Raw genomic sequence first — 26,543 nt, 5'->3', positions numbered from 1 at the left:
GCTAGAGGCAGCCGCGCGGCACGGTCTCGGACCATTCCTTGACCAGAACCGGCTCTGATGCACCGCCCTCATAGGCGTGGATGCGCCGCCAGAGGTAGAAACTCTGCGCATCGCAGGTCATCCGGTTTTCCGTATCGATCGCCACCTGCCAGTCGCCGCGCTGATAGGTAAAGTGCCAGTCGGATTTGAAGGTCGCCGTGGCCGGATCATCGGGGTGGATCGCGTAATGCATCGTGACATGGCTGCCGACCTGCATTTCGTTATGCGGGTTCACCGCCTCGCCGTAGTCGTCGAAGGTATCGAGCACCAGCGTACCATCCGTGAGCGTCTTCGTCTCGGAGGTGCCCGAAGGCGCGCGCAACTGCCTGCCGCCCAGGGTCGGATAGGGCTGCGCGGGACCGGGGGCCTCGGGCGGGATTTCCTCGCTCACGCTCCGCTCGGGCAGGATCAGGGCGCAGTCCTTCAGGTCCAGCGTGATCTCTGCCGCCTCGGGCGCGGGCCAGACGATGGGCCAGTAGGATGTCGAAAGCGCCAGCCGCAGCACATGACCGGGACGCAGCGCATGGGCGCATTCGTTCAAGGGGAACTCTACCTCGTAGCGTTGCCCCGGCACCAAAGGCTCGGGCGCGTCATGGCCATTCAGATGCGTCAGGTTGAAGGGGCGGAAACTGATCCGCTGCGAGGAGCCATCCGGCGCCACATCACACAGGCGCCCGACGATCTGCGCCACCGGACGATCAACGGTAAAGGCGATGCGGACGCGCGGGCGGCCCAGCAATTGCAGCTCAGCGTCCAGCGGCGCGGTGTCGAAACAGGCCGAGAGCGCATCATCCCCGGCCTGATCACCGGGCAATTCGTTGTCGATCCGCATCCCCGGGCAGAAGTAACCGCTCGCCTGACCGACGCTCGCCGGGTTGGCAACCACGCATTCGCCGCTGCCTGCCGCATCGGACAGCGCACCATCAGACAGGTGCATCACCCGCTCAGCGACATTGGGCGAGGGCCAGTTCTGTTCGGCCACCCAGCGGCCTTGCCGGGGCTTGTTTTCCTTGGTGGGGCCGAAATGCTCCTGCATGTAGACGCGGTAATCCGGCAGCGCCTCGGCGCCGCTTTCCTCGCCCTTCAGCCAGTGATCGAACCAGCGCAAAACTTCGCCGTGGAAATCCGCAGCATCCAGTTTCGAGATATGCGCATAGCGATGCTCCCACGGCCCCATCAGCGCCTTCGTCGGAGCAGTCAGGTTGGCGGCAAGCATCGCAGGCGTGTTGATATAGGCATCGGCCCAGCCGGTGATCGCCAGCACCGGCGCGGTGATCGCCGACCAGTCCTCGCAGACCGAGCCGTGTTTCCAGAAATCATCGCGGGCGGGATGGCGCAGCCAGTCGGCGGACATGAAAGGCAGCTTCTCGATCCGCTCCAGCCAGGCCGCGCGCCAGTCGGGGCGCAGATCGGGGTCCAGCGGCCGCGTCATATAGGCGAACATCTGGCTGCCCCAGTTGGCATTATCACTGAGCAGACATCCCCCCATGTAGTGGATGTCATCGGCATAGCGGTCTGCGGTGGACGCGACCGAGACCACTGCCTGCAATTCGGGTGGGCGGCGATAGGCCAGCTGCAAGCCGTTGAACCCACCCCAGGAGATGCCGATCATCCCGACCTTACCCGTGCTCCAGGGTTGCGCCGCGATCCAGGCGAGGACCGCCTCGCCGTCGCTCAGCTCCTGTTCGGAATATTCATCGTCGAACAGCCCCTCGCTGTCGCCGCTGCCCGCAATATCGACGCGGATGCAGGCGTAGCCTTCTCCGGCAAAAACGGTGTGGGTGGTTTCGTCCCGGGGCGCGGTGCCGTCGCGTTTGCGATAGGGCAGGTATTCCAGGATCGCCGGGAACGGCCCCTCCCCTTCGGGCAACCAGATCCGCGCCGCCAGACGACGCCCGTCAGCCATCGGAATCCAGGTGTTTTCAATCAGGGTAAAGGGCACGGGCATAGGGGCATCCAATCTTAAAAAAGTTTGGCGCCACCCTGCCTTCGCGCGTCCTTATTTGGCAAGCTTTGGCGCGGATTTTTCCAGCGCCAGTTCGGCATCCGAGAATTTCCAAGGGCCCCGCACGCCGGGCACCCCTTCGGGCGCGATCTGCATACCACGATGCTGGATCTGCGGATCGTCAAAGGCCTGCCCGATGGTGTTGATCGGCCCAGCCGGAACCGTCGCCGCCTCCAGCGTCGCCAGAAGGTCGGCCTGGCTCCATTGCATCAGGGCCGCCTCCAACAGCGCGGTCAGCTCCTGACGGTTCGCCACCCGCAACTGATTGGTCAGGAACCGCGGATCGACCTTCAGATCCCGCAGGCCCAGCGCATCACACAGCCGCTGGAACTGGCCGTCGTTGCCCACCGCCAAAATGATATGGCCATCCTTCACCGCCATCACCTGATAAGGCGCAATATTCGGGTGATCATTGCCCAGCCGCGTCGGGCTGGTGCCGGTGGCGAGATAGTTCATCGCCTGATTGGCCAGCATCGCCGTAGCGCAATCCAAGAGCGACATATCCAGATGCTGCCCCCGACCGGTGGTGTGGCGCTGCTCGACCGCTGCAAGGATCCCGATGGTGCCGTAAAGCCCGGTCACGATATCGGTGATGGCAACGCCCACCTTTTGCGGCTGCCCCTCGGGATCGCCAGTAATCGACATCAGCCCCGACATACCCTGAAGGAGGAAGTCATAGCCCGCGCGGGAGGCATAGGGGCCGTCCTGCCCGAAACCGGTGACCGAGCAATAGATCAGCCGCGGGTTCACCTGTTTCAGGCTGTCGTAATCCAGACCGTATTTCTTGAGACCGCCAACCTTGAAATTCTCGATCAGGATGTCGGCGTCCTTGATCAGCTCGATGACCGTCTGGCGGCCTTCCTCGGTGCGGAAATCTGCGGTGACACAATCCTTGCCGCGGTTGGCCGCATAGTAATAGGCCGCCGTCTTGTCCTCATCCCGCTCGATGAACGGAGGGCCCCAGTGGCGGGTGTCATCGCCTGCTTCGCTTTCGACCTTGATCACCTCGGCGCCCAGATCCGCCAGAGACTGGCCAATCCACGGTCCGGCCAGAATACGGGCGAGTTCAACCACTTTGAGGCCTGAAAGCGGGGTCATGGCGGCTCCTGTTCTTGTCGCTGTTGCGCCTGTGTAGCCCAGCCCTCCGGAGGCAGCAATCGGCGCCGGGGTGTTTTGATCAAATCCCCCCCCGCGCTCCTTTGTCACTTGCCCTTGATCCGCACCATAAAACTGGTGCGCGCACCCGCAGGCGGCTGCGGAAAGGGCGCCGCCCGGCGCACCTGCGCCAGCGCGATATCGTCAAGCCGCCCCGAGCCGGAACTGCGAGCAATCGCGACCTGTGCCAGCGCGCCGCTGGGCGCGATCCGGAAGGCGACGACCGCCTCGCCCCGCACATTGGCGCGGCGCTTGGCCCGCTCGATCCGGCGCAAGATCTGCCCGGGATAGTTGCTCGTCGCCGCATTGCCCTGCTGTCGGGCCTTGCTGCCCGCCTGGCGCGATTGCCCGCCCGGCTGTTTCGCAGCGCCCTCTGCGACACCGCGGGTCGCGTTGGCACTGCTGTTGCCGCGCGGTTGCGCGCTTGGCGTTGTCGGCTCAGGAGGGGTGCGCACCGGCTCTGCCTTTGCCACCTGCGGAGGGCGCAGCGGGCGGGACCTTGGCTTCAGCGACTGTTCGACCGGAGGCGCCTGCTCCATAGGAGGCTGTGATGCCTCAGCCTGTTCAACCGGTTCCTGTTCAACAGCTTCCATAGGTTTTGCCGCCTGCTGCACCGCTGGCTGGGTGGGTGGCAGCGCAGTCGTCGGCGGTGTCGGTGTTACAGCCTTGAGCGGTATGGGATCGCTATGGACCTGCGGCGGCGTGACCTCGATGCCGGGTGTCTGCGCGGCGGTGACAACAGGGACAACAACAGGCTCTAACACTGGGGATTGTGCCTGTGGCTGCACCTGTGGCGTCTCCACCGGCTGGGCCGCCTCGGGCGTCTGTTGCGCGGCGCGGGGCTGCTCCGGCATCACGGCGGCGGGCTGCGGTGCCTCCACCCCCACGGCGAGATTGGCAAAGGCGCTGCCTTCGGCAGCCAGCGCGGTTTCACCGCCCGCCTGCTCCACCGGTGCGGTATCGGTGAACACCACCGCACCAGCATGGGCCACAGCGGCCATGGTCAGCGCCAGAAGCGCGGCGAAGCGGGACTGGGGCACCCGGCTCATTGCAGGGCCCGTTCCGACATCAGGATGACGCGCTTGGCGCCTGCCGCCCGCAGATCATTGCCGATGGTCACCAGCTTCTTCGCCGGTAGGTCCCGGTCCGGCACCACCCGCAGCGCGGCGCGCTGTTCCTCGGGCAGCTCAGCAACAAATGATGCCGCATCTGCTACCGGAGCGCTCCGATAGCTAAGCCGCCCGTCGGCGTGGATCACCAATGTATCCGGCGGCGCGCTGCCCTCCAGATCGGCGGTCTTGATCAGCGTTAGATCGCGGTCCAGCGGCGGCGCCAGGGTGCCTGCGATCATGAAGAAGACCAGCATCAGAAAGACGATATTGATCAGCGCGATGGTCGGCTCGCGCTCGCTCGGGATATGCCGCGTGATCCGCATCAGCCCAGCACCACCGTCTGCAGTCCCTCGACCTGCCGCAGGGCGGTCAGAAGATCCACCAGCCGCTGCGCGCTGGCCGTGTCATCGGGGCTGATCAGCACCAGATGGCCGCCGCCGTCCTGCGGCTGCAGCCGCACCAGATCGGCAATGCGAGCCAGATCCGCCTGTTGTCCGTTCAACATCAGACGTTCGGCGCCAAGGGTCACAAACAGCTTCTGCCGGTCCTGGGTCTTGGCACCCTGCCCGGCCGCCATCAGCTCCACCTCGCCGTATTTGGAGAAGGTCGAAGTCAGCATGAAGAACAGCAGCAGCAGAAAGATCACGTCGATGAGCGAGGTCATCGAAAGACGTCTGCGCCGTTGTCCCTGCAGTTTAACCGCCATGAGAGGCCTCAGCCTGTTCGGCGGGGCAGAACAGCACCCGCAGGGCACGGTTGGCAAAGACCCGTTCGCGCTGCATCCGCGCCGTCAGCCAGCTCAGGACCAGCGAGGTCGGCATCGCCACGGCAAGCCCCGCCGCTGTGGTCAGAAGCGCCACCCAGATGCCACCGGCCAGCAGCGCCGGATCCACCGATGAGCCTGCGGTCTGCAGTTTCTGAAAGGCTTCGATCATGCCGATCACGGTGCCGAAAAGCCCCATCAGCGGCGCCAGTTGCGACACCATATCAAGCGCCCCAAGCCCCCGTTCGAGCCGGGCAAAGCAATCCTCTGCCTCGGCATCGGCACGGTCGGACAGGGCCGCATCCGCCGCAGTTCCGGGACCGGCGGCCAGCGCGAGGCGGAACACCGGCGCGAGATAGGATCGGCTGCTTTCCAGCTGCCGCAGGGCGCCGTCGCGATCGCCATGGTCCCAGGCGGTGACAGCGGCGGACAGATGGGCGTGGCGGCCCACCCGCGCAGTGCGGTATTGCCAGATTTTGTAGAGCACCAGCGCCGCTGTCAGCACCGACACGCAGAGCAGCAGAAGAACCACCGGTCCGCCCAGATCCAGAACCCCAAGCAGCGCATCGTGAAGCCACATCATCCCAGCAACTCCAGATCGGTGCGGCTGCTGAGCGTGATGCCCCTACTGCAGGCGGCCTCTGGCAAATCAGCCCCGCCGGTGCAGGTGGTGGCGCCGTTGATCAGCACCCGACTGATGCCGTCGCAGGCATAGGGAAACTGGAACTGGCGCACCCGCATCCGTCCTGCCGGCAGGTCCTGGAAATCCAGCAGCGTCAGCCGTGCCACCTGTCCTTTTGCATCGAACAGAACGGTCTCATAAACCGCCTGACCGATGTCCTGCGCATGGGTGTTCTGCGCCACAAATGACAGAAGGCAGGCCTCACCGACCTGCTCTGCCGTGCTCAGCTCGATCGACACGGCCGGGTCTGCGGCCCGTGCCATGCTGCCCAGCCCCGCCAGCAGAACTGCTGCCGGGGCCACCCATTTCCTGTTTACGCGTACCATATGGAACCTCTTCAATCTCCGTTGGGTCAGAAGGTTTTCGCCAGGGTCAGCTTGATGTTGCGCCCCGGTGCGGTGCGGGTCGCCAGCGCGGGCGTATAGACACTGTCAAAGGCGTTTTCGATGCCAAGCCGCACCTCGGCGCCGCTCAGCGCGCCTGTCTGCACCCGGTAGGTGGCGCGCAGGTTGCTGACGCCATAGCCCTTGATCAGATCGCCGTTGTAGTCGGTGAAGGATTTGCTGCCGACCAGCTCCCAGCTCAGATCCCAGGCCTCGCCGATCCGCTTACCCAGGGTCAGGCGGGCGCTGTCCGCAGGGGTGTTGCGCCAAACGCCGCTGGCCCCGCCCGCCGAAACCGCGGTGTATTCGCCGACCGCCGCGTTGAAATCGGCATAAAAGCCGTTTTCCATGCTGTAGGTGGCTTCGATCTCGATGCCTTCGCTGTTCACTTCGCGGATCGGGTTGAAATTGCTGTCCACATAAGAGGTGATGTCCCAGAGCTTGCCCTTGAACAGGTTCACCTTGGCCTGCAGGGCATCGCCCGCCGTAAACACGCCGCTGGAGGTATAGGAGGCGCCCAATTCAAAGGTATGGGACCGCTCCGGCTGGGTCATGTAGCGCGGCGAGCCAAGATCATCGATGATCGGCAGGTTCTCGGTATAGGCGCCGCTGCCAAACAGGGCCCAGCCCGAAGCGAATTCATAGCGCGCCGACAGCCCGCCCATCAGCGCCGAGTTGTCATAGGCCGAGGATCCGTCGTGGGCCTCGATATCCTGGGTTTCAAACCGCATGGCCGGGGTTATGGTCCAGTGATCGCCGATGCCGATGTCATCCACCGCGAACAAGGCCAGACGCCGGTCGGTGCCGCCGGGGGCCGAAGGTGCGTTCAGGCGCTCGCGCTGCATCACCTCAACCCCAAGCCGCAGATCGTGTGTCGCCATGCCGGTCACGAAATACATGCTGTTCTTCGCGGTCAGCTTGGTGATCTCGTAATCCTGATCCGCATCGGCCAGGGCAATGACGCCTGGCCCCGACGAGGTGCCCTCCAGCGGGCTGGAACCGGGCACATAGGCGGTATCGATGTGCTGTGTCGAGCGAGTCAGGTTAACGTCCAGATCGATCAGGTCATTGCCAACCGGGTTCCAGCGATAGCGCAGCCCGGCGACCTCGTTGCTGACCTTGCGGTCGACGTTGCCAAAGGAGCCGCCGGTGGTGCCGAAAGTATCGTAGGGGACGTCTTTTTCATCCGTTTCGGAATAGTTGTAGGAGGCAGTGATCGAGTGATCGTTATTGTCGCCAAAGCTGTATTTCACCTTGCCCAGATACGAGGGCATGCGGCTCTCGGTATTGGGCACGACCTGCCCGTTTCCGTCCTTGTAGGCGTCGACATCGCGCAGGGTGTAATTGAACAGGACCTCCAGCCGTTCAGTGGGCTGCCAGGCCAGAGTGGAGGACGTCACGAACCCCTTTGCATTGCTCGAGGCGCCGATGGTCTGGCGAAACCGTAGACCGATCTCACCGCCGGTGAAATCCGCCGCATCCTTTGTATCAAGCTGTACCACGCCGCCGATAATGCCCGAGCCGTATTCGAAACTGCCGATGGTGCCCCGGATCACCGACACGCGTTTGTAGAGCTCGGGATCGGTGAACAGCTGCGTGCCGATCCGGTAGAGCTCCTCTGACCCGGTAGAGGCGCCGTCGATCATGATCTGCACCTTCTGATCGGTGCCATAGCTGCTGGTGGCGCCAAAGCCGCGGATATTCAGGCCCGAGCCCTGCGGGCGGCTGCCGTTCACTAGCGTCACACCGGGCACCGAATCGATCAGCTCGGCCACGGATCCGGCCTGCCGGTCATCCAGCTCTTCCTGCGTGATTACCGTCTGCGGCGTCGCGGTTGCGGTCTGCACCTCGCGCTTGCCCTGCCCCAGTTCAACAGTGCCGAGAAACCCCTCGCCCTGCAGATCCAGCGGCAGATCCTGCGCCTGCGCGCCCGCGTTCATTGTCAGCCCCAGCACTGACACCGTCCCCAACAGCCGCATAGACATACGCTGTTTGCCCATCACATTTTCCTTCGCATCTATTCGTATTCGAACCGAAGGCTTGCGTGGGGGCTGGCACGGTATTTCAGGATTGATCTTTGGCGAAATTCAAAATTCCGCTTGAGCCTGTTAGTAAAGATGATAAAAACAGTCAACATAAATTCCGACCCGCTGATCCCTCAGCCGCCAGCGTGATCTGCCCCGACCGGCAGCCACAGCCAGCCCTTTCCAAACGATATGCAGACCGCCTCCGAAAGGGCCCGACATGACCACTCCGACTCCTGTCTCCGCAGAGCAGATCCGCGCCGAACGTGCTGACCATGCGCAGCTGCGCGACCGCGATTTTGCCGACAAGTTCAACATCACCGAGGCGCAGCTTGTCGCCGCCTTCAGTGGCGCGGGTGTGACCCGCATTGAAGCAAACCCCGATGTCGTCTTTCCCCGGCTGGAAGAGCTGGGCGAGGTCATGGCGCTGACCCGAAACGATTCCTGCGTGATCGAAAAGGTCGGGCGTTACAGCCACTATCAGGGTGGCGTTCACGCCTCTCTGGTGCTGACCGAGGAAATCGACCTGCGCCTGTTCCCGCGCCATTTCGTCACTGCCTTTGCGGTCGAACGGGACGGCAAGAACGGCACCGCCCGCTCGCTGCAGTTCTTTGATGCCGCCGGTGACGCGGTGCACAAGATCCACTTGCGCGAAGCCTCCGACCTGGCGGCCTGGGACCGGATCGTCGCCGATCTGGCGCTGCCGGAACAATCCGACACGCTGGAAGTCACGCCCCGTACCCCGCCCGAGGGCGCCAAATCAGACCCGGACAAGGTCGAGGTCCTGCGCGCCGAATGGGCCAAGATGACCGACACCCACCAGTTCCTGCGCCTGTGCTCAAAGCTGAAGATGAACCGTCTGGGTGCCTATCGCATCGCCGGGGAGCCTCTGGCCCGCAAGCTGCCGACAGACACCGTCACCCCGATGCTGGAGGCCGTGCGCGAGCAGGAAATCGAAGTGATGATCTTTGTCGGCAACCGCGGCTGCATCGAAATCCACGGCGGCCCGGTCCGGAATCTGCGCGAAATGGGGCCCTGGCAGAACATCCTCGACCCCGGTTTCGACCTGCACCTGCGCCTTGATCACGTGGCCGAGGTTTGGGCCGTCAACAAGCCGACCAAGCGGGGCGATGCAGTGTCTTATGAGGCCTTTGATGCCGATGGCACCATCCTGTTCCAGGTCTTTGGCCGCCGCACCGACGACAACGACAGCCGCCCGGCATGGGATGCAATTGTTGCCGCGCTTCCCTCGCTGGAGGCTGAAACCCGGGCCGAGCCGGAGACCGTGTGATGTCTCTGCTCTCCCGTCTTTCCAAAGGCGCTGGCCTGTTCCTGCTCGGCACTCTTGCCGGGCAGATGGCCCTTGCCGCCCCGGCAGAGCGCGTTGTCAGCGTCGGCGGATCGGTCACCGAGATCGTCTATGCTCTGGGTGAAGGCCATCGTCTGGTGGCCCGCGACAGCACCTCCAGCTACCCGGCAGAGGCCGAGGCGCTGCCCAATATCGGTTATGCCCGTGCCCTGTCGCCGGAAGGTGTCCTGTCGGTATCGCCCGATCTGATCATCGCCAGCGCCGGGGCCGGTCCGGTGGAAACGCTGGATGTGCTGAAACAGGCCGACATCGCCTATGCCGAGGTGCCCGAGGTCTACTCACCTGCTGGCGTGATCACGAAGATCGAAACCGTGGCCGCCGCCCTTGGCGCCGAGGACAAGGCCAAGGCCCTGCTGGGTGACATTGCCCCCGATCTGGAGGCGGCCCATTCAGAGGCGCAGGCGCGCGCAGGCGATGCGCCGGTGCGGGTGCTGTTCGTGCTGTCCACGCAAGGCGGGCGGATCATGGCCGGAGGTCGCAACACCGCCGCCGATGGCATCATCCGCCTGTCGGGCGGCATCAACGCCATCGACGCCTTCGAGGGCTACAAACCGATGACGGATGAAGCGGTTTCCGCCACCGCCCCGGATGTGATTTTGGCAATGGACCGGGGCGGCGACCACGGCGTCGCGATGGAGCAGCTAGCCAGCCTGCCTGCGCTGATCCCCACACCAGCGGCACAGAACGGACGGCTGGTGCGCATGGACGGGCAGTCCTTGCTGGGGTTTGGCCCGCGCACCGCTGACACGATCCGGACCCTGTCAGAAGCCTTCTACGAGGGTCACGCGGAATGAGCCTGGCAGCAGAGGCGACAACCCAGAACCGAGGTCAGGCTCAGGGTCGGTCCACCGGGGCGCCGGTGGACCGTCGCCATCAGGCCCGGCGGCTGACGCTGGCGCTCGCGGCTCTGCTGCTGATCACTTCGGTGAGTTCTCTGACCTTTGGCGCGGCGGGCACTTCGGTCTGGTCCGCCCTTGGCGATCTGATCGCGGGGCGCGAGCTGTCACAACTCGACCGGATCATCCTTTTCGACATCCGCCTGCCGCGCCTGTGCCTTGGCATCCTTGTGGGGGCGGCGCTAGCGGTCTCGGGCGCGGTGATGCAGGGGCTGTTCCGCAACCCATTGGCCGATCCCGGTATCGTCGGCGTCAGCGCCGGAGCGGGTCTGGCCGCGATCACCGCCATCGTGCTGGGCAGCCTGCTGCCAGCCGCCTTGCGCGACACATTGGGCAACGGCCTTGTGCCGGTCGCGGCCTTCTTTGGCGGCTGGGGATCGACGCTGATCCTCTATCGCACTGCCACGCGCGGCGGGCAGACCTCGGTTGCGACCATGCTGCTGGCCGGTATCGCCCTTGGCGCGCTGGCCGGGGCGCTGTCGGGCATTCTTGTCTACATGGCCGATGACAACCAACTGCGTGATCTGACCTTCTGGGGCATGGGGTCGCTCGCGGGCGCCACCTGGACCAAGGTTCTCGCCGCCCTGCCGGTGATCGGACTCTCCCTGTGTGCCGCGCCCTTCCTTGCGCGCGGTCTCAACGGGCTGGCGCTGGGAGAGGCCGCCGCCGGGCACATCGGCATCCCTGTGCAGCGGGTGAAGAATATCGCGATCATGGCTGTCGCCGGCGCCACCGGCGCTGCTGTGGCGGTCTCGGGTGGTATCGGCTTCATCGGCATCGTAGTGCCGCATCTGCTGCGCCTTGCCACCGGGCCGGATCACCATCCGCTTTTGCCCAATGCCGCCCTTCTGGGGGCCACGCTTCTATTGGCCGCTGACATGATCGCCCGAGTGATCATTGCCCCGGCAGAGCTACCCATCGGAATCGTCACCGCCGTCCTGGGCGCGCCGGTCTTCCTTTGGATCCTCCTGAAACGTCGCGCGGGTCTGGGACTTTGATTGGACAGAGACATGCAAGCCTTTGACATCACCGTAAAGCTGGGAAACCGAACCGTCCTGCACAGGGTGGATTTTGCCGCTGAACCGGGACGCGTCACCGCCATCGTCGGCCCCAATGGCTCAGGCAAGACCACGCTCTTGCGCGCCATGACCGGCGAGGTCGCGCATACGGGCCGGGTGCTGCTGAACGGGCAGGACACCGCAACGCTCAAACCCTGGGAACTGGCCGCGATCCGCGCGGTGCAGCCGCAAAGCACCAGCATCGCCTTTCCCTTTACCGTGCTGGAGATCGTGCGGCTGGGCCTAAGCGCCGGTCTGTCGGCGGGCGAAACCGACCTGCCGATGCAGGCGCTGGAAGCGGTGGATCTGGGAGGGTTTGCCGGGCGGTATTACCAGGACCTGTCAGGGGGCGAGCAGCAGCGGGTGCAACTGGCCCGGGTTCTGACGCAGGTCTGGCAGCCAGTGGTCGATGGCTCCCCGCGCTGGCTGATCCTGGATGAACCGGTGGCGAGCCTCGATATCGGCCATCAGTTCACGGTGATGGATCTGGCGCGGCGCTATGCGGCGCAGGGCGGCGGCGTGGTTGCGGTGATGCATGATCTGAACCTCACCGCCATGTTCGCCGATCATGTTGTTCTGATGCAGGCGGGCCGCATCGCGGCCACGGGTTCCCCGGCAGAAGTGTTGACGGATCAGGCGCTGGCCGAGGTTTACGGCTGCCCGGTGCCGGTCAATACCACCCCGCCGGGCGGCATGCCCTTCCTGCTGCCACAGGCGCGAAAGGCGCCGGTTTTCGCCTGAGAGCAAGGCCCTGCCAAAATCAGGTCAGACCGAAACCCCCTCCAGCAGGGCGTCACGCTCGACCGCGCCCTTGCGGCCCTCCAGCACCACTTCACCCCGGCGCAGGACCACGAAGCGGTCGGCCAGCTCATAGGCGAAATCGAAGAACTGCTCGACCAGGATGATCGCCATGTCACCCTGCCCGCGCAGCAGTTTGATGACCTCGCCGATCTGCTTGATGATATTGGGCTGGATGCCCTCGGTCGGCTCGTCCAGCACCAGAAGCTTGGGCTTGGTGATCAGGGCGCGGGCAATGGCCAGCTGCTGTTGCTGCCCGCCGGACAGGTCACCGCCGCGCCGGGCGAGGAAATCCTTCAGGATCGGGAACAGCTCGTAAATGTGGTCAGGGATGAAATGTTCTTCCTTCGGCAGGCAGGCAAATCCCGTCTCCAAATTCTCCTTCACCGTCAAGAGCGGGAAGATATCGCGGCCCTGCGGAACATAGGCGATGCCCGCACGCGCCAGCTGATGCGCGGGCACCACGCCGATCTCCTGCCCGTCAAACGTCATGCTGCCACCCGACCGCGGGTGGGTGCCGGTGACCGCCTTCATCAGGCTGGTTTTGCCGACGCCATTACAGCCCATCACGCAGGTCACCTCGCCTAGGTCGGCCTGCATGGAAATGCCGTTCAGGATCCGGCTGCGGCCATAGTGGAGGGTGATATCTTTCAGATCCAGCATCGCTCAGCGCCCCAGATAAACATCGATGACTTCGGGATCGGAGGTCACGTGATCCAATCCCCCTTCTGCCAGCACCGCGCCCTCGTGCAGCACCGTGACCTTGCAATTGAGGCGCCGCACGAACTCCATATCGTGTTCGACGACGACCACCGCGCGGGTCTTGGCCGCCTCCACCAGCAGGTCGGTGGTATGTTCGCGCTCCTCGGGCGTCATGCCCGCCGCAGGTTCATCCACCAACAAAAGCCGCGGCTCCTGCGCCAGAAGCATGCCGATCTCGAGCCACTGCTTCTGGCCGTGGGACAGCTCTCCGGCGATCCGGTCCAGCTGGTCCGCAAGGCCAACCTCTGCCGCCAGTTCCTCGACCCGCGCAGTGTCGGCGTCTGAGGCGCGAAACAGCAAGACGGCGATCACCCAGCGGTCCTTTTTCAGGGCCATCATCAGGTTGTCGCGCACCGACTGGTCCTCGAACACCGTGGGTTTCTGGAACTTGCGCCCGATCCCCTGCCGCGCGATCTGCGCCTCGTCCATATCGAGAAGGGACAGGGATTTCTCGCCCCAGATCACTCGGCCCTCGTCTGGGCGTGTCTTGCCGGTGACGATATCCATGAAGGTGGTCTTGCCAGCGCCGTTGGGACCGATCACCGCGCGCAGCTCGGCCTCGGCGATCTGGAACGACAGGTTGTTGATCGCCTTGAACCCGTCAAAGCTGACGGAGACGCCGGAGACTTCGAGAAGCGTGCTCATGTCCGGTCCTTTCGCTGCAAGAGGTCAAAGAGGCCACCGATGCCCTTGGGGGCGAACAGCGTCACCAGGACGAAGGAGAGGCCGAGGATCACCTGCCACCAGTCGACCCATTTGATGGTGTAAAAGCCGAGCGGGATGTCAGGCGCCTGACCACCGGTGAACCATGTGGACACCAGCGAAACAAAGGCCGCACCGATCACCGCACCATATAGCCGCCCGCGCCCGCCGATGGCGACCCAGACCGCCAGGTAGATCGAGGCAACGGGCGCCATTTCCGCCGGGTTGATGATCCCCGCCTGCGGATAATAAAGCGCGCCCGCGATGGCGGCGATACAGGCAGTCAGGGTAAAGACCGCCAGCTTGAAAGTTTCCACCGGGTAGCCAAGGAAACGCACGCGGGCCTCGTTGTCGCGGATGCCGCGAATGACCGATCCGAACTTGCCCGACACCACCCAGGCCGCCAGCATATAGCCAAGGCCCAAGGCAAGCGCCGAGGCCCAGAAGAACCACATCGAGACCGCCGACTGCGGAGCCTCCACCCCCGGCAGGTTTTGCAGGCCCGACAGACCATTGTTGCCGCGCAGGCCGGAATCGTTCTGAAAGAGGTAAAGCGCCAAGGCCAGCGTCATCGCCTGCGTCAGGATCGAGAGATAGACGCCTGTGACCCGGCTGCGGAAGGCGAGCCAGCCAAAGATGGCCGCCAGAATGCCCGGCACCAGCACCACCAGCATCAGTTGCAGCACCAGACTGTCGGCGAACATCCAGACCATGGGGAATTCGCTGCTGCCGACCACGCCGAAGATCTGGCTGCCGATGCCATCGACCACCTCGGCCTCGGTCGGGGGGATGTCGCCCTGCGCCAATGCCTCGGTGACGATCAGGCGGGTGCGTTCATACATCAGCCACATGCCGATCATGTAGCCGCCAAGCCCGAAGAAGGCGAAATGGCCCAGCGAAAGGATACCGGTGTAGCCCCAGATCAGATCCATCGCGATGGCGATCAGACACAGGCACAGGGTCTTGCCCAGTGTTTTCACAAAACTCGTCGGGATCAGCCCGGCCCCTGGCCCTTCGGCAAACACAGTCACCAAGAGGGTGAACAGCGCAAGGAGAGACAGGAAGACCAGAACGGATGGGTTCTTTGCAATGAATGACTGTCGCATGGATCAATCCCCCGCCGCGCGGCCCTTGAGGGCGATGATCCCTCTGGGGCGGAACTGAATGAAGATGATGATGAAGATGATCATGTAGGTCTGCGCCGCCAGCGTGTTCGAGGGGTTCAACCACTCGATCCCCTTTTGCAGGGAACCGATCATCGCCGCCCCGGCCAGGGTGCCGAAGATATTGCCGACACCGCCCACGACCACGGTCATGAAGCTTTGCACGATGTAATCCTGTCCAAGTTCCGAGGTGACCTTGGCAAAGAGACCAATGGCAACGCCCGCGATCCCGGCAATGCCCGATCCCAGACCAAAGGTCAGCATGTTCACGCGTCCCGGATTGATCCCCATGGAGGACGCCATGCGCGGGTTCTGCGTCACCGCGCGGGTCTCAAGCCCCAGCCGCGTGCGCCGCATGATGAAGAGGAACAGCGCCAGAAAGATCAGCGCCAGTACGAAGATTGCGATGCGGATATAGCTGATCGACACCACGTCGTTGATCATCCAGGCCCCATCTAGCCAACCGGGCGCCGTCAGCGGGCGGGCCTGCGTGCCAAAAATGTTCTTGGCAAGCTGCTGCAGCGCGATGGAAATCCCGAAGGTCGCCAGCAGGGTCTCAAGCGGGCGGTTGTAGAGATGCCGGATCACCAGCCGCTCCATCGCGACACCGGCGGCAAATGTCACCGCAAAAGCCAGCGGGATGGCGACAAGGATCGAAACCGTATGATTGGGAATGATCTGCTGCACCACATAGCCGGTGTAGGCGCCCATCATGATGAATTCGCCATGGGCCATGTTGATGACCCCCATCAGGCCGAATGTGATGGCAAGGCCGATCGCCGCCAGGAAATAGATCGAGGCGAGCGAGACCGCATCCAGCCCCAGATCCACCGCCTGATTGAGCGCAACCTTGGTGCCGATACTCTCAAGCGCCTGTTCGGCGGCATCGGTCACGGCGGCAGAGGGCTCGGCGTAGGTTTCAAAGAACACATAATGGCTGAGGGCGATGGTAATCGCCTCTTCGCCCACGAAAGGGTCCACCTTCCCGTCCGAGGCGAGGCTGTCGTATACCTTTTGCCGGATCATCTCGTTTGAAAGCTGCGCCAGCGGCACGCCCGCGACGCGTCCACCCTCGATATGCTCGGCGAGGGTCTGGCGCAGGGCATCGGCAGTGGTGCGCGCGGGCACGTGGCCAGCGGCAACCAACATGTCATAGGCGTCGTTGCGAGATATGCCATCTTCGCCGGGCGTCAGGGTGCGGGCGATATTGCGGTCCTCGGGCAACCCCTCGGCAACCTCCACAGTAACCGCCACCAGCGGATTGAGGGCGGCACGCACATCGACGCTGAGATCGTTTGAGACACCTTTGATCGCGTGGATCCGCTCTGCCTCATCGGCACCATAGGCGATGGTCAAAAGCCGCTCCAGCCGGGTCTTGCGGGCCTTCAGCACCGGATCCTCCTCCCCCGGGATCGAGGCGCGCAGCGGCGCCAGCAGATCGGCGCCGGGGGCGCGTTCGATGGCCAGCAGCCCCTCGGCTCGGGTGGCAGGGTCAGGGTCGCTCAGCTGGAACTGCACCAGCGCGGTGGCGATCAGCGCCCGCACGCCACTGTTGGGTTTCAGCTGTTTCAATTCTTTCTTGGGATATTCTCCGGCAAGAGTGCCGTCATCCGGGCTGCTGAGGGCATAGGTCCGTTTGGCGACTTCCTCGCCCACAAAGAACAGACCGTCCTCCTTGCGCTGCCAGATGTCCTTGTTCTGCCAGGCCTCCAGAAACCCGCGGGCCTGCGGCAGGCCACTGTCGGCGATCGCGGTGATCACCGGTCCGATGGAGGTGCGGGAACTTTTCTCGATCAGCGCCCGGTTTTCCTGCAGCAGCTGCTGCAGCGGCCCGTCCCCCGCCGGGGTCTGGGCAAGGGCGATCTGACACGCGCAGAACAGCGCGAGGCACGCAAAGAATAGTCGTTTCATATCGTTGAGATCCGCTCTGAAAGATCCGCCTTGCGTGACCCACATGGGCAGGCCGCGCGGCGTGTCTGCCGAGGCGGGAACCCAACAAGGGCCCCCGCCGCGACTCTGTCTTCAAGGGTAAGAAGATCAGTAGTTCGAAAGCGTCTGAACGCAGGTCTCGGTTTCGGTGTTGTACATACCGCAGCCCAGATCTTTCCAGTCGGACTTCAGAACCGCCGATTCCGGCAGGAAGTCGGTCCATGCATCGCCCGGCACCGGATCGGTGGCGGAAATGATGTCGAACTGGCCGTCCTCCTGGATTTCACCGATCAGCACCGGCTTGGCCAGATGGTGGTTCGGCAGCATCACGGCGGTGCCGCCGGTCAGGTTCGGGAATTCCTGCCCGTACATGGCGGCGCGCACGGCATCGACATCAGCGCTGCCTGCTTCGGTCACGGCGTTCGCCCACATGTTAAAGCCGATATAATGCGCTTCCATCGGGTCATTGGTGACGCGCTCTTCGCCCATCAGCTCTTTCCACTTGGCGACGAAGGCTTCGTTGGCTTCGGTGTCTGCCGACTGGAAGTAGTTCCAGGCCGCAAGGTGGCCGACCAGGTTCGAGGTATCCAGACCCGAGAGTTCTTCCTCACCCACCGAGAAGGCCACGACCGGGATGTCATCGGCGGAAATGCCTGCTGCTGCCAGTTCCTTGTAGAAGCCGATGTTGGCGTCGCCGTTGATGGTGGAGATCACACCGACCTTCTTACCGTCGGCGCCAAGCGCCACCACGTCGGCGACGATCTTGGACCAGTCGGAATGACCAAAGGGCGTGTAGTTCACGAAGATATCGCTGTCGGCGATGCCTTTGCCCTTGAGATAGCTTTCAAGGATGTTGTTGGTCGTGCGCGGGTAGACATAGTCGGTGCCCAGCAGCGCGAATTTCTCGACGCCCAGTTCCTCAAGGAAATAATCCGTGGCCGGGATCGCCTGCTGGTTCGGCGCAGCGCCGGTGTAGAAGACGTTTTTCGAGCTTTCCTCGCCCTCGTACTGGACGGGGTAGAACAGAAGGCCGTTCAGCTCTTCGATAACCGGCAGCACCGATTTCCGGCTCACGGAGGTCCAGTTGCCAAAAATCACGTCCACATTATGCACGGTCAGCAGCTCACGCGCCTTTTCGGCAAACAGCGGCCAGTCGGAAGCGGGGTCAACAACGACCGCTTCCAGCTCGCAGCCCAGAAGGCCGCCTTTTTCGTTTTGATCGGCCACCAGCATCAGCATGGTGTCCTTCAGCGTGGTTTCGGAAATCGCCATGGTGCCGGACAGCGAGTGCAGAACGCCCACCTTGATGGTGCAATCCTCGGCAAGACCGGCGCTTGCGCTCAGGCCCAGTGCCAGCACGCTGGCCGCAGTTTTATTCAAGAAACTCATACTTCCCTCCAGACAGGGTCAGGCCCGTGCCATCTCTTCCCTTGCGAAAGAAGGGCGGCAGCACTAGGTCAGCCCCGCAACTGTTGTTGCAAATCGTGTGGCGGTCTAACCGAGGTCCAATTCGTATGGCCGCCACACTCCCACAGCCGATGCAGGTCTTGCGCCTCGGCCTCACTCAGGCTTCTGCACCGCGGCAAACTTGGCAAACGCTAGCCGCGGCGCATCCCTGCGGAATCCCCAAATGCACAAAAAGCAGGCGACCTTTTGCGGGATCGCCCATTTTTTGATCCTGAATGCTGGCGCTCCGCCCTTTTAGCGCCTGCAAAATGGTCATTGCGCCCAGCAAAGCGCACTCTTTGGGGCAGACGACAGCGTTCCGCCATGCGTCAGGGAGTGTCAAAGATCACCGAGGCCGCCATCATATCGCGCCAGACCGCCACCCCGGTTCCGACCGCACAACCGCGCGCCGTGGGCCGCGCGCGGGTCTCGGTCCACCACAAGGACGGCGCGGTGCGCCTGAAGGATCTGCATCAGGCCGGGGCGATGAAGCTGCTGTTTCCACAGGGCCGCCCGCACCCCGAGGCGGTGATGGTCAATACGGCAGGCGGAATCACCGGCGGTGATCGGTTTTCGGTTGCGGCCGCCGCGCTGGACAACAGCCGCCTAACGGTCACCACCCAGGCCGCCGAACGCGCCTATCGCGCCCAGCCGGACGAGACCGGACGCATGGAGACCCGGCTTGAGGTCGCTGCAGGCGCCCGCCTCAACTGGCTGCCGCAGGAAACCATTTTGTTCAACGGCAGCCGCTTTGCCCGCCGCCTGCGCGTGGATCTGGCCGCCGACGCCCGCTTTTTGATGGTCGAACCCGTGGTGTTTGGCCGTCTCGCCATGGGCGAGGCGCTGACCTCGGCCCGGTTCAGCGACCGGGTAGAGATCCACCGCGACGGTCAGATGATCTTTTATGACGGGGTCGAGCTGCGCGATGACATCGCCGCCACCCTGGACCGCCCTGCCGTGGCCGGGGGCGCCCGCGCCATGGCAGCGCTGGTCCTGGCCCATCCCCGCGCCGAAAGCTGGCTGGAGCCGCTGCGCGCGATGCTGCCGGGCACCGGTGGCGTGTCGCTGCTGGCCAAGGATCTGCTGGTCCTGCGGCTGCTGGCAGCGGATGGCTTCGACCTGCGCCAAACCCTTGTTCCCATTCTGGACCGCTTGCTGCCCGATGGCCTGCCGCGTGCCTGGAGACTGTGACAGAGAGACTGTGAGCCGATGAACCTGACCCCCCGTGAAAAAGACAAGCTGCTGGTGGCCATGGCCGCCGAAGTTGCCCGCAAGCGCCTGGCGCGCGGCGTCAAGCTGAACCACCCCGAAGCCATCGCCCTGATCACCGATGCGGTGGTCGAAGGGGCCCGCGACGGGCGCCCGGTCGCCGAGATGATGGAGGCCGGCGCCGCCGTCGTCTCACGCGATCAATGCATGGAGGGCGTGCCCGAGATGATTCACGAGGTTCAGGTCGAAGCAACCTTTCCCGATGGCACCAAGCTGGTGACCGTCCACAACCCGATCCGATAACACCCGACAGGAGAAACAGCATGAAACACCTGCCCGCTCTCGCATCCGCCATCGCGCTCACCGCTGGTCCGGCTCTGGCCCATGGCGGGGCACACCTGCATCCGCACGGCTCGGAAAGCTGGCTGCCCGTGATCCTGGCCGCACTCACCGTTGGCGGCGCTGCCGCTCTGGCCTACGTGCGGTCGCGCAAATGATCCCCGGTGAGCTGTTTCCTGCAGCGGGGGAGCTGACCCTGAACGATGGCACCGAAGCGGTGACGCTGATGGTTGCCAATACCGGGGACCGCCCGGTGCAGGTCGGCAGCCACTACCATTTCGCCGAAACCAATCCAGCGCTGGACTTTGACCGCGCCGCTGCCCGGGGCATGCGTCTGGATATCGCTGCCGGCACCGCCGTGCGGTTCGAGCCGGGCCAGCGCCGCGATGTGGCACTGATCCCGATCAGCGGTGCGCGCCGGATCTATGGTTTCAACCAAGAGATCATGGGGGATCTGTGATGCAGGAGGAAGGGCCTCGGCTGAACTTGGGTGGGCGCTGCTTCACCCGCATCTTCCCGCTCCCGCGCGTCAGACCGCAGGTCTCGCGTTGTCCGAAACGTCGCAAACGCGCCCTCCCGTGGGGAGGGTCGGGCGCGGCCCGGCCTTGCGACCGGGCAGTCCCGTCAGCTCCTGAGATACGAGATTAACCGAGTCACCGCAGCGCGTGACCACCCGACCGGATAGGAACACCCATCATGCCCGCAAAACTTTCCCGCGCCGATTATGCCGCCATGTATGGCCCCACCACCGGGGACCGGCTGCGGCTGGCAGATACCGACCTGATCATCGAGGTAGAGCGTGACCTGATCACCGAAAGCGCGGGCGAGAATGCGCCGCGCTATGGGGAAGAGGTGAAATTCGGCGGCGGCAAGGTGATCCGCGACGGCATGGGACAATCCCAGGCCACCCGCGCGGCGGGCGCCGTGGACACGGTGATCACCAATGCGCTGATCGTCGATCACACCGGCATCTACAAGGCAGACGTCGGCCTGCGGGACGGGCGTATTCACAAGATCGGCAAGGCCGGCAATCCGGACACCCAGCCCGGCGTCGATATCATCGTCGGCCCCGGCACCGAGGTGATCGCAGGCGAAGGGCGGATCCTGACGGCGGGCGGTTTTGACAGCCACATCCATTACATCTGCCCGCAGCAGATCGAGGACGCGCTGCATTCCGGCCTCACCACCATGCTCGGCGGCGGCACCGGGCCGGCCCACGGGACATTGGCCACCACCTGCACCCCCGGTGCCTGGCACCTGGGCCGCATGATGCAGGCCGCGGATGCCTTTCCGATGAACCTGGCCTTTGCGGGCAAGGGCAACGCCTCGCAGCCCACGGCGCTGGAAGAACAGGTGCTGGCCGGGGCCTGCGCCCTGAAACTGCACGAAGACTGGGGCACCACGCCGGCCGCCATCGATTGCTGCCTTGGCGTGGCAGATGCCATGGATGTGCAGGTGATGATCCACACCGATACGCTGAATGAGTCCGGTTTCGTCGAACATACCGTCGCCGCCATGAAGGGCCGTACGATCCACGCCTTCCACACTGAAGGCGCCGGCGGTGGCCATGCGCCGGATATCATCAAGATCTGCGGCGAAGAGCATGTGCTGCCCTCTTCGACCAATCCGACGCGACCCTTCACCGTCAATACCATCGAAGAACACCTCGACATGCTGATGGTCTGTCACCACCTCGACAAATCCATCCCCGAAGACGTCGCCTTTGCCGAAAGCCGCATCCGCCGCGAGACTATCGCCGCCGAGGATATCCTGCACGACATGGGCGCCTTTTCGATCATCGCCTCCGACAGCCAGGCCATGGGCCGGGTGGGCGAGGTGCTAATCCGCACCTGGCAGACCGCCGACAAGATGAAGAAGCAGCGCGGCCGCCTGCCCGAGGAGACCGGCGACAACGATAATTTCCGCGTCCGCCGCTATATCGCCAAATACACCATCAACCCGGCCATCGCCCATGGGATCAGCCACGAAATCGGCAGCATCGAGGAAGGCAAGCGCGCCGATCTGGTGCTGTGGAACCCAGCGTTCTTTGGGGTGAAGCCTGAGATGGTACTGATGGCAGGCACCATCGTCTGCGCCCAGATGGGCGATCCCAACGCCTCGATCCCGACACCGCAGCCGGTCTATTCGCGGCCCATGTGGGGCGCCTATGGGCGGTCGGTGGAAAACTCCGCCGTGACCTTTGTGTCCGAAGCCGCCCAGGCCAGCGGGCTGCGCGAAAAGCTGGGACTGGCAAAGCAGACCGTTGCCGTCACCGGCACCCGCGATATCGGCAAATCCGATCTGCGGCTCAACGCGGCCACGCCAAAGATCGAGGTGAACCCGGAGACCTACGAAGTGCGCGCCGACGGCGAATTGCTGACCTGCGCCCCCGCAACCGAGCTGCCGATGGCACAACGCTACTTTTTGTACTAAGGAGCGCAAAAAATGAGCATTTTCAGAACGTTGCACAGAGCGCATGGCAGCCATTCCAACTGGGGCCTAGCTAGGTCAGCATTCATGCCCTACCTTGGGTGTCACTGGGAGGAGATCACAACTCAAAAAGGAGTGACCTCCAATGGCATATGCCGCACAACACACCACCGCCTCCGCCAGCGAGAAATCCGTTCTGGCGATTCTGGCAGCACCCTTCGTCGCCTTTGGTCGCGTGATGATCGCGCTGGGCGAAGCCAACACCCGCAGCCAGAAAGTTCAGCGCCTGATGGCCATGAGCGATGCAGAGCTGGCAGAGCGTGGCCTGACCCGCGACAAGATCGTTCATCACGTCTTCTCGGACGTCTACTACATCTGATTCCCGGTACCGCCGGTCTCCAATCGCCGCGCCGGGGGCTGTCATGACCGCCCCCGCGCAGCTGCCCAGCCTGATCGCCCGCCAGTATCACGGTCACAGCCATCAGCCAGAGCCCCGGGACCGGGTGGTTCTGGATTACGAGGCACGGTTCCTGCGCCGCAAGGTTCTGAGCACCGAAACCGGGGCCCGGCTGCTGGTGGACCTGCCGCAGACGACCTCACTGGATCACGGCGGGGTTCTGATTCTCGAAGACGGCGGAGAGATCGCCGTCACCGCCGCCCCCGAGGCGCTGCTGGAAGTGACAGCAGGCAACACGAGCGGCGCGGAACTGGTCCGGCTTGCCTGGCATATCGGCAACCGCCACACCCCCTGTCAGATCCAGCCCGAGCGCCTGCTGATTCAGCGCGATCACGTCATCCGCGCCATGCTGGAACGCCTTGGCGCCAATGTGCGCGAGGTTGAAGAGCCCTTCACGCCCGAAGGCGGCGCCTATGGGCACGGGCGCACCCATTCTCACGATCACGGTCATACGCATGATCATGGACATTCCCACGATCACAGCCACGGGCATGAGCATGAGCATGATCACGGGCACAGCCATTCCCATAGCCACGATCACGCAGGCGGGCAGGCCCATGAGCATTGAACCCGGCGCCGTCCTTCTGATGCAGTGGCTCTCCCCGGCCTACCCGGTGGGCGCTTTTGCCTATTCGCACGGGCTGGAGGCCGCCTGCACCACCGGCCAGGTTACCGACGGGACCGGACTGGCGGACTGGCTGGGCGATCTGCTGCTCTACGGCAGCGGGCGCAGCGATCCGATCATTCTGTCAGCTGCTTACCGCGCAGCGGATGATGTGGCCCTGTCCGAGGTGGACATGCAGGCGCGGGCCTTTGCCCCATCGCGCGAACGCCTGGCCGAAAGCCTCAATCAGGGGCGTGCCTTTTGCCAGACCACATCCGGTGTCTGGGGCGATACCCTGCCTGACCTCACCTATCCCAGCGCCATTGGCCGTGCGGCGCGCCTGCACGGGCTGTCGCTGGACCTGACGGCGCATATGTTCGTGCATGCCTTTGTCTCGAACCTTGTGGCGGCCGGGCAGCGGCTGTTGCCAGTGGGCCAGTTGCAAGGTCAGCAGATCCTGACGGATCTCGGCCCGCTGATCCGGGAGGCCGCACAGAACGCCTGCGAGACGGATCTGGCGGCGCTGGCCGGGGCCAGCTTCGCCTCGGACATCGCCTCGATGACCCATGAAACCCAATACTCAAGGATCTTCCGCTCATGAGCAGTTTCAACGGACCTTTGCGCGTTGGCATCGGCGGCCCGGTCGGCGCGGGAAAAACCACGCTGACGGCGCAGCTGGCGCGTGCGCTGTCGCCGCATCACTCGATCGGGGTGATCACCAATGACATCTACACGCAGGAAGACGCCGAGGCGCTGATGCGCATGCAGGTGCTGCCGCAGGACCGGGTGATCGGCGTCGAAACCGGCGGTTGCCCGCATACGGCGATCCGCGAGGATGCCTCGATCAACTTGGCCGCCGTCGCCGAAATGCAGGAGCGCCACGCGGATCTGGAAATCGTGCTGATCGAGAGCGGCGGCGACAATCTGTCGGCGACCTTCAGCCCCGAGCTGGCCGATGTGACGCTTTATGTGATCGATGTGGCCGCAGGCGAGGAAATCCCTCGCAAGGGCGGCCCCGCCATCACCCGCTCGGACCTCTTGGTGATCAACAAGACCGACCTTGCGCCCTATGTGGGGGCCTCGCTTGAGGTGATGGAGCGGGACGCCGCGCGGATGCGGGGGGCGTTGCCCTTCGTCTTTGCCAGCCTGCGCCATGACAAGGGCGTGGCGGATATCGTCGCGCATCTGTGCAGCATCGGCGGCGTCCAGTCACCGCTGCTGTTGCAAGAAACCGCATGATCCGGGCGCGCAGGACAGAAGCTCCCGCGCCTGACCTCGCCTTTGAAAAAGGCGCGTTCCGTCTTGGGCCGGGCGCCGCACTTTTGCGCGGCGCCCGGCCCAACTGCGAGGAGGTATTCAAAAATACCCCGCAGCAGGCGGGAGCATCCGCCGCGCCACCTGCAACACAAAGAGACCGATCCGATCTGCCGAATTGACGCAGCCACGGTGGCCTGAGATAACCCGTCCAAACCTATTGCGTGCGGACATATTTACGACTATCAACGTTAGCGCTAACGATTTGTACAATTCGCATATCCGGGACCGCGCCAAGAACAAGATCAGACTCTAATCAGACCACTTGCAAGGAACCTGTTGGAATGAGTGATATCTGGGCACAGCTGGCCCGACACAGAGCCGAAACCGCCAATACGCCGTTGCTGTCGCTGTTCGATGACGCGGGCCGGTTCGATGCTTTCTCTGCCGACAGTGATGACCTTCTCCTCGACTATTCCAAAACCTCGCTGGACCAAACGGCCCTGTCCCTGCTGATCGATCTCGCAAAGGAAACCGGTCTGCCGGATCATATCGACGCCATGTTCCGCGGCGAGCGGATCAACGCGACCGAGGGCCGGGCAGTTCTGCACACCGCCCTGCGCGCACCCACGGATCAGCAGATCCTGGTGGATGGCATAGATGTGGTGCCTCAGGTGCAGGACACTCTGCGCCGGATGGAAGCCTTTGCCGGAGCGCTGCGCAGCGGCGAGACGAAAACCGCGACGGGCGCGGCCTTTACCGATGTGGTCAATATCGGCATTGGGGGCTCCGACCTTGGCCCGGTGATGGCGACGCTGGCCCTTGCGCCTTATCACGATGGACCGCGCTGCCATTTCGTCTCCAACGTCGATGGCGCCCATATTGCCGATACGCTGAAGGATCTCGATCCTGAAACGACGCTGATCGTCATCGCCTCCAAGACCTTCACCACCACCGAAACCATGGCCAATGCCGAAACCTCGCTCAGATGGCTGCGCGCGGCACTGGGGGATGGCGCCACCGCGCATCTGGCGGCGGTCTCCTCGGCGCAGGACAAGACCGCCGCCTTCGGCATCCCGCCCGAGCGTGTGTTTGGCTTTGCCGATTGGGTTGGCGGGCGCTACTCCATGTGGGGACCGGTCGGCCTGCCGATCCTGATCGCCGTCGGCCCTGACAATTTCCGCGCCCTTCTGAGCGGCGCCGCAGCCATGGATGCGCATTTTCAGACTGCCCCGCTGACGCAAAACCTGCCGGTCCTGCTGGGGCTGATCGGGATCTGGCACAACAATATCTGCGGCTATGACAGCCGCGCGGTGCTGCCCTATGACCAGCGCCTGTCGCGCCTGCCCGCCTACCTTCAGCAGCTCGACATGGAAAGCAACGGCAAGGGTGTGACCCTTGATGGCGAACCGCTGACCCGCCATTCTGGCCCCGTGGTCTGGGGCGAGCCGGGCACTAACGGCCAGCATGCTTTCTATCAGCTACTGCATCAGGGCACCCGCGTGGTGCCTGCGGAATTCCTGATCGCCGCCGAGGGGCACGAGCCCGAGCTTGCCCATCAGCACCGGATGCTGGTGGCCAATTGCTTGGCCCAGTCCGAGGCGCTGATGCGCGGCCGCAGCCCGGAGGAAGCGCGCCAACTGGCCGCCGAACGTGGCTTCGAAGGCGCCGAGCTCAAACGGATGACAGCGCATCTGACCTTTCCCGGCAACCGCCCGTCGGTCACCATCGCTTACCCCCGGCTGACGCCCTTTGTGCTGGGGCAGATCATCGCCCTCTTTGAACACCGGGTCTTCACCGAAGGTGCGATCTGGGGGATCAACTCCTTTGATCAATGGGGCGTGGAACTGGGCAAGGAACTGGCGCTCAGCCTGATGCCGATTCTCGACGGCGCCGCCCCCACCGGCAAGGACGGCTCGACCCGGGGCTTGCTGGCAAAACTGACCTGAAGACCGGTCCGACAT

27 protein-coding genes are annotated in these 26,543 nt (G+C 63.9%); 14 read left to right on the top strand and 13 right to left on the bottom strand.

Translation table 11 applies throughout. From position 1 onward, the window contains the following. Position 1: 1 nt before the first annotated feature. From SM764_RS05735 to SM764_RS05700, 8 genes are all read right to left on the bottom strand, one after another. Positions 2-1,987, bottom strand: a complete 1,986-nt coding sequence (locus SM764_RS05735) for a CocE/NonD family hydrolase (RefSeq protein WP_369001249.1) — start codon at positions 1,985-1,987, stop codon at positions 2-4. 51 nt (positions 1,988-2,038) lie between these two features. Next, a complete protein-coding gene (locus SM764_RS05730; protein ID WP_369001248.1) occupies positions 2,039-3,142 on the bottom strand; it encodes a CaiB/BaiF CoA transferase family protein in 1,104 nt (367 codons plus the stop codon). A 104-nt stretch (positions 3,143-3,246) separates the two neighbouring features. Further along, complete coding sequence (locus SM764_RS05725; protein ID WP_369001247.1) at positions 3,247-4,248, bottom strand: energy transducer TonB; 1,002 nt, start codon at positions 4,246-4,248, stop codon at positions 3,247-3,249. Then, a complete protein-coding gene (locus SM764_RS05720; protein ID WP_368947809.1) occupies positions 4,245-4,634 on the bottom strand; it encodes an ExbD/TolR family protein in 390 nt (129 codons plus the stop codon). The genes SM764_RS05725 and SM764_RS05720 overlap by 4 nt, the downstream gene beginning before the upstream one ends. Next, positions 4,634-5,017, bottom strand: a complete 384-nt coding sequence (locus SM764_RS05715) for an ExbD/TolR family protein (RefSeq protein ID WP_274831591.1) — start codon at positions 5,015-5,017, stop codon at positions 4,634-4,636. The genes SM764_RS05720 and SM764_RS05715 overlap by 1 nt, the downstream gene beginning before the upstream one ends. Beyond that, on the bottom strand, positions 5,007-5,657 hold the full coding sequence (locus SM764_RS05710; RefSeq protein ID WP_369001246.1) for a MotA/TolQ/ExbB proton channel family protein: 651 nt from the start codon (positions 5,655-5,657) through the stop codon (positions 5,007-5,009). The genes SM764_RS05715 and SM764_RS05710 overlap by 11 nt, the downstream gene beginning before the upstream one ends. Beyond that, complete coding sequence (locus SM764_RS05705; RefSeq protein ID WP_369001245.1) at positions 5,654-6,082, bottom strand: hypothetical protein; 429 nt, start codon at positions 6,080-6,082, stop codon at positions 5,654-5,656. Before SM764_RS05705 ends, SM764_RS05710 begins: the two co-directional genes overlap by 4 nt. Before the next feature lie 26 nt (positions 6,083-6,108). Further along, positions 6,109-8,139, bottom strand: coding sequence for a TonB-dependent receptor domain-containing protein (locus SM764_RS05700; RefSeq protein WP_369001244.1), 2,031 nt, complete (start codon positions 8,137-8,139; stop codon positions 6,109-6,111). Positions 8,140-8,383: 244 nt separating this feature from the next. On the opposite strand from SM764_RS05700, the gene SM764_RS05695 reads away from it, so the two are divergent. From SM764_RS05695 to SM764_RS05680, 4 genes are read left to right on the top strand one after another with little or no spacing between them, the layout of a single operon-like run. Then, positions 8,384-9,454 carry a hemin-degrading factor gene (locus tag SM764_RS05695; RefSeq protein ID WP_369001243.1) on the top strand — a complete coding sequence of 357 codons (1,071 nt, stop codon included), beginning with the start codon at positions 8,384-8,386 and terminating at the stop codon, positions 9,452-9,454. Beyond that, positions 9,454-10,326 carry a heme/hemin ABC transporter substrate-binding protein gene (locus SM764_RS05690; RefSeq protein ID WP_369001242.1) on the top strand — a complete coding sequence of 291 codons (873 nt, stop codon included), beginning with the start codon at positions 9,454-9,456 and terminating at the stop codon, positions 10,324-10,326. The genes SM764_RS05695 and SM764_RS05690 overlap by 1 nt, the downstream gene beginning before the upstream one ends. Next, positions 10,323-11,426: a FecCD family ABC transporter permease gene (locus tag SM764_RS05685; RefSeq protein ID WP_369001241.1), complete on the top strand. Its 1,104-nt coding sequence runs from the start codon at positions 10,323-10,325 to the stop codon at positions 11,424-11,426. The genes SM764_RS05690 and SM764_RS05685 overlap by 4 nt, the downstream gene beginning before the upstream one ends. 12 nt (positions 11,427-11,438) lie before the next feature. Then, on the top strand, positions 11,439-12,227 hold the full coding sequence (locus tag SM764_RS05680; RefSeq protein WP_369001240.1) for a heme ABC transporter ATP-binding protein: 789 nt from the start codon (positions 11,439-11,441) through the stop codon (positions 12,225-12,227). A 24-nt stretch (positions 12,228-12,251) separates the two neighbouring features. Here SM764_RS05680 and urtE read toward each other — a convergent pair whose 3' ends face one another. The 5 genes from urtE to urtA form a co-directional block, all read right to left on the bottom strand. Then, complete coding sequence (gene urtE, locus SM764_RS05675; RefSeq protein WP_274829482.1) at positions 12,252-12,947, bottom strand: urea ABC transporter ATP-binding subunit UrtE; 696 nt, start codon at positions 12,945-12,947, stop codon at positions 12,252-12,254. A gap of 3 nt (positions 12,948-12,950) precedes the next feature. Next, a complete protein-coding gene (gene urtD, locus SM764_RS05670) occupies positions 12,951-13,691 on the bottom strand; it encodes an urea ABC transporter ATP-binding protein UrtD (RefSeq protein ID WP_274829481.1) in 741 nt (246 codons plus the stop codon). Continuing rightward, positions 13,688-14,854: an urea ABC transporter permease subunit UrtC gene (urtC, locus tag SM764_RS05665; RefSeq protein ID WP_369001239.1), complete on the bottom strand. Its 1,167-nt coding sequence runs from the start codon at positions 14,852-14,854 to the stop codon at positions 13,688-13,690. The genes urtD and urtC overlap by 4 nt, the downstream gene beginning before the upstream one ends. Positions 14,855-14,857: 3 nt before the next feature. After that, a complete protein-coding gene (gene urtB / locus SM764_RS05660; protein WP_369001238.1) occupies positions 14,858-16,822 on the bottom strand; it encodes an urea ABC transporter permease subunit UrtB in 1,965 nt (654 codons plus the stop codon). Between the two features lie 126 nt (positions 16,823-16,948). Beyond that, positions 16,949-18,229: an urea ABC transporter substrate-binding protein gene (gene urtA / locus SM764_RS05655; RefSeq protein ID WP_369001237.1), complete on the bottom strand. Its 1,281-nt coding sequence runs from the start codon at positions 18,227-18,229 to the stop codon at positions 16,949-16,951. A gap of 393 nt (positions 18,230-18,622) precedes the next feature. On the opposite strand from urtA, the gene SM764_RS05650 reads away from it, so the two are divergent. The 10 genes from SM764_RS05650 (at position 18,623) to pgi (ending at position 26,528) form a co-directional block, all read left to right on the top strand. Further along, positions 18,623-19,477 (top strand): urease accessory protein UreD, encoded by an 855-nt coding sequence (locus tag SM764_RS05650; protein ID WP_369001236.1) that lies wholly within the window; start codon positions 18,623-18,625, stop codon positions 19,475-19,477. A gap of 18 nt (positions 19,478-19,495) precedes the next feature. Then, entirely contained in the window at positions 19,496-19,798 is a 303-nt protein-coding gene (locus SM764_RS05645; protein WP_065272254.1) for an urease subunit gamma, read from the top strand. Positions 19,799-19,818: 20 nt separating this feature from the next. Next, complete coding sequence (locus tag SM764_RS05640; RefSeq protein WP_165832673.1) at positions 19,819-19,992, top strand: hypothetical protein; 174 nt, start codon at positions 19,819-19,821, stop codon at positions 19,990-19,992. Continuing rightward, positions 19,989-20,294 (top strand): urease subunit beta, encoded by a 306-nt coding sequence (locus tag SM764_RS05635; protein WP_274831600.1) that lies wholly within the window; start codon positions 19,989-19,991, stop codon positions 20,292-20,294. Before SM764_RS05640 ends, SM764_RS05635 begins: the two co-directional genes overlap by 4 nt. Positions 20,295-20,530: 236 nt before the next feature. After that, positions 20,531-22,267, top strand: a complete 1,737-nt coding sequence (gene ureC / locus SM764_RS05630) for an urease subunit alpha (protein WP_369001235.1) — start codon at positions 20,531-20,533, stop codon at positions 22,265-22,267. A gap of 142 nt (positions 22,268-22,409) precedes the next feature. Then, positions 22,410-22,643 carry a hypothetical protein gene (locus SM764_RS05625; RefSeq protein ID WP_274829475.1) on the top strand — a complete coding sequence of 78 codons (234 nt, stop codon included), beginning with the start codon at positions 22,410-22,412 and terminating at the stop codon, positions 22,641-22,643. A 43-nt stretch (positions 22,644-22,686) separates the two neighbouring features. Next, complete coding sequence (gene ureE / locus SM764_RS05620; protein ID WP_369001234.1) at positions 22,687-23,289, top strand: urease accessory protein UreE; 603 nt, start codon at positions 22,687-22,689, stop codon at positions 23,287-23,289. Next, the gene (locus SM764_RS05615; RefSeq protein ID WP_274829473.1) at positions 23,279-23,926 is read left to right on the top strand and encodes an urease accessory protein UreF; all 648 of its coding nucleotides are present in this window, start codon (positions 23,279-23,281) and stop codon (positions 23,924-23,926) included. The genes ureE and SM764_RS05615 overlap by 11 nt, the downstream gene beginning before the upstream one ends. Continuing rightward, positions 23,923-24,564, top strand: coding sequence for an urease accessory protein UreG (ureG, locus tag SM764_RS05610; protein WP_065272248.1), 642 nt, complete (start codon positions 23,923-23,925; stop codon positions 24,562-24,564). Before SM764_RS05615 ends, ureG begins: the two co-directional genes overlap by 4 nt. Positions 24,565-24,923: 359 nt before the next feature. Beyond that, positions 24,924-26,528, top strand: coding sequence for a glucose-6-phosphate isomerase (gene pgi, locus SM764_RS05605; protein ID WP_369001233.1), 1,605 nt, complete (start codon positions 24,924-24,926; stop codon positions 26,526-26,528). Positions 26,529-26,543: the final 15 nt, after the last annotated feature.

Source organism: Pseudophaeobacter sp. 1A16562, from assembly GCF_041008785.1.
Classification (GTDB): Bacteria; Pseudomonadota; Alphaproteobacteria; order Rhodobacterales; family Rhodobacteraceae; genus Phycobacter; species Phycobacter gallaeciensis_A.
This window is presented reverse-complemented; position numbering and strand designations above follow the sequence as displayed.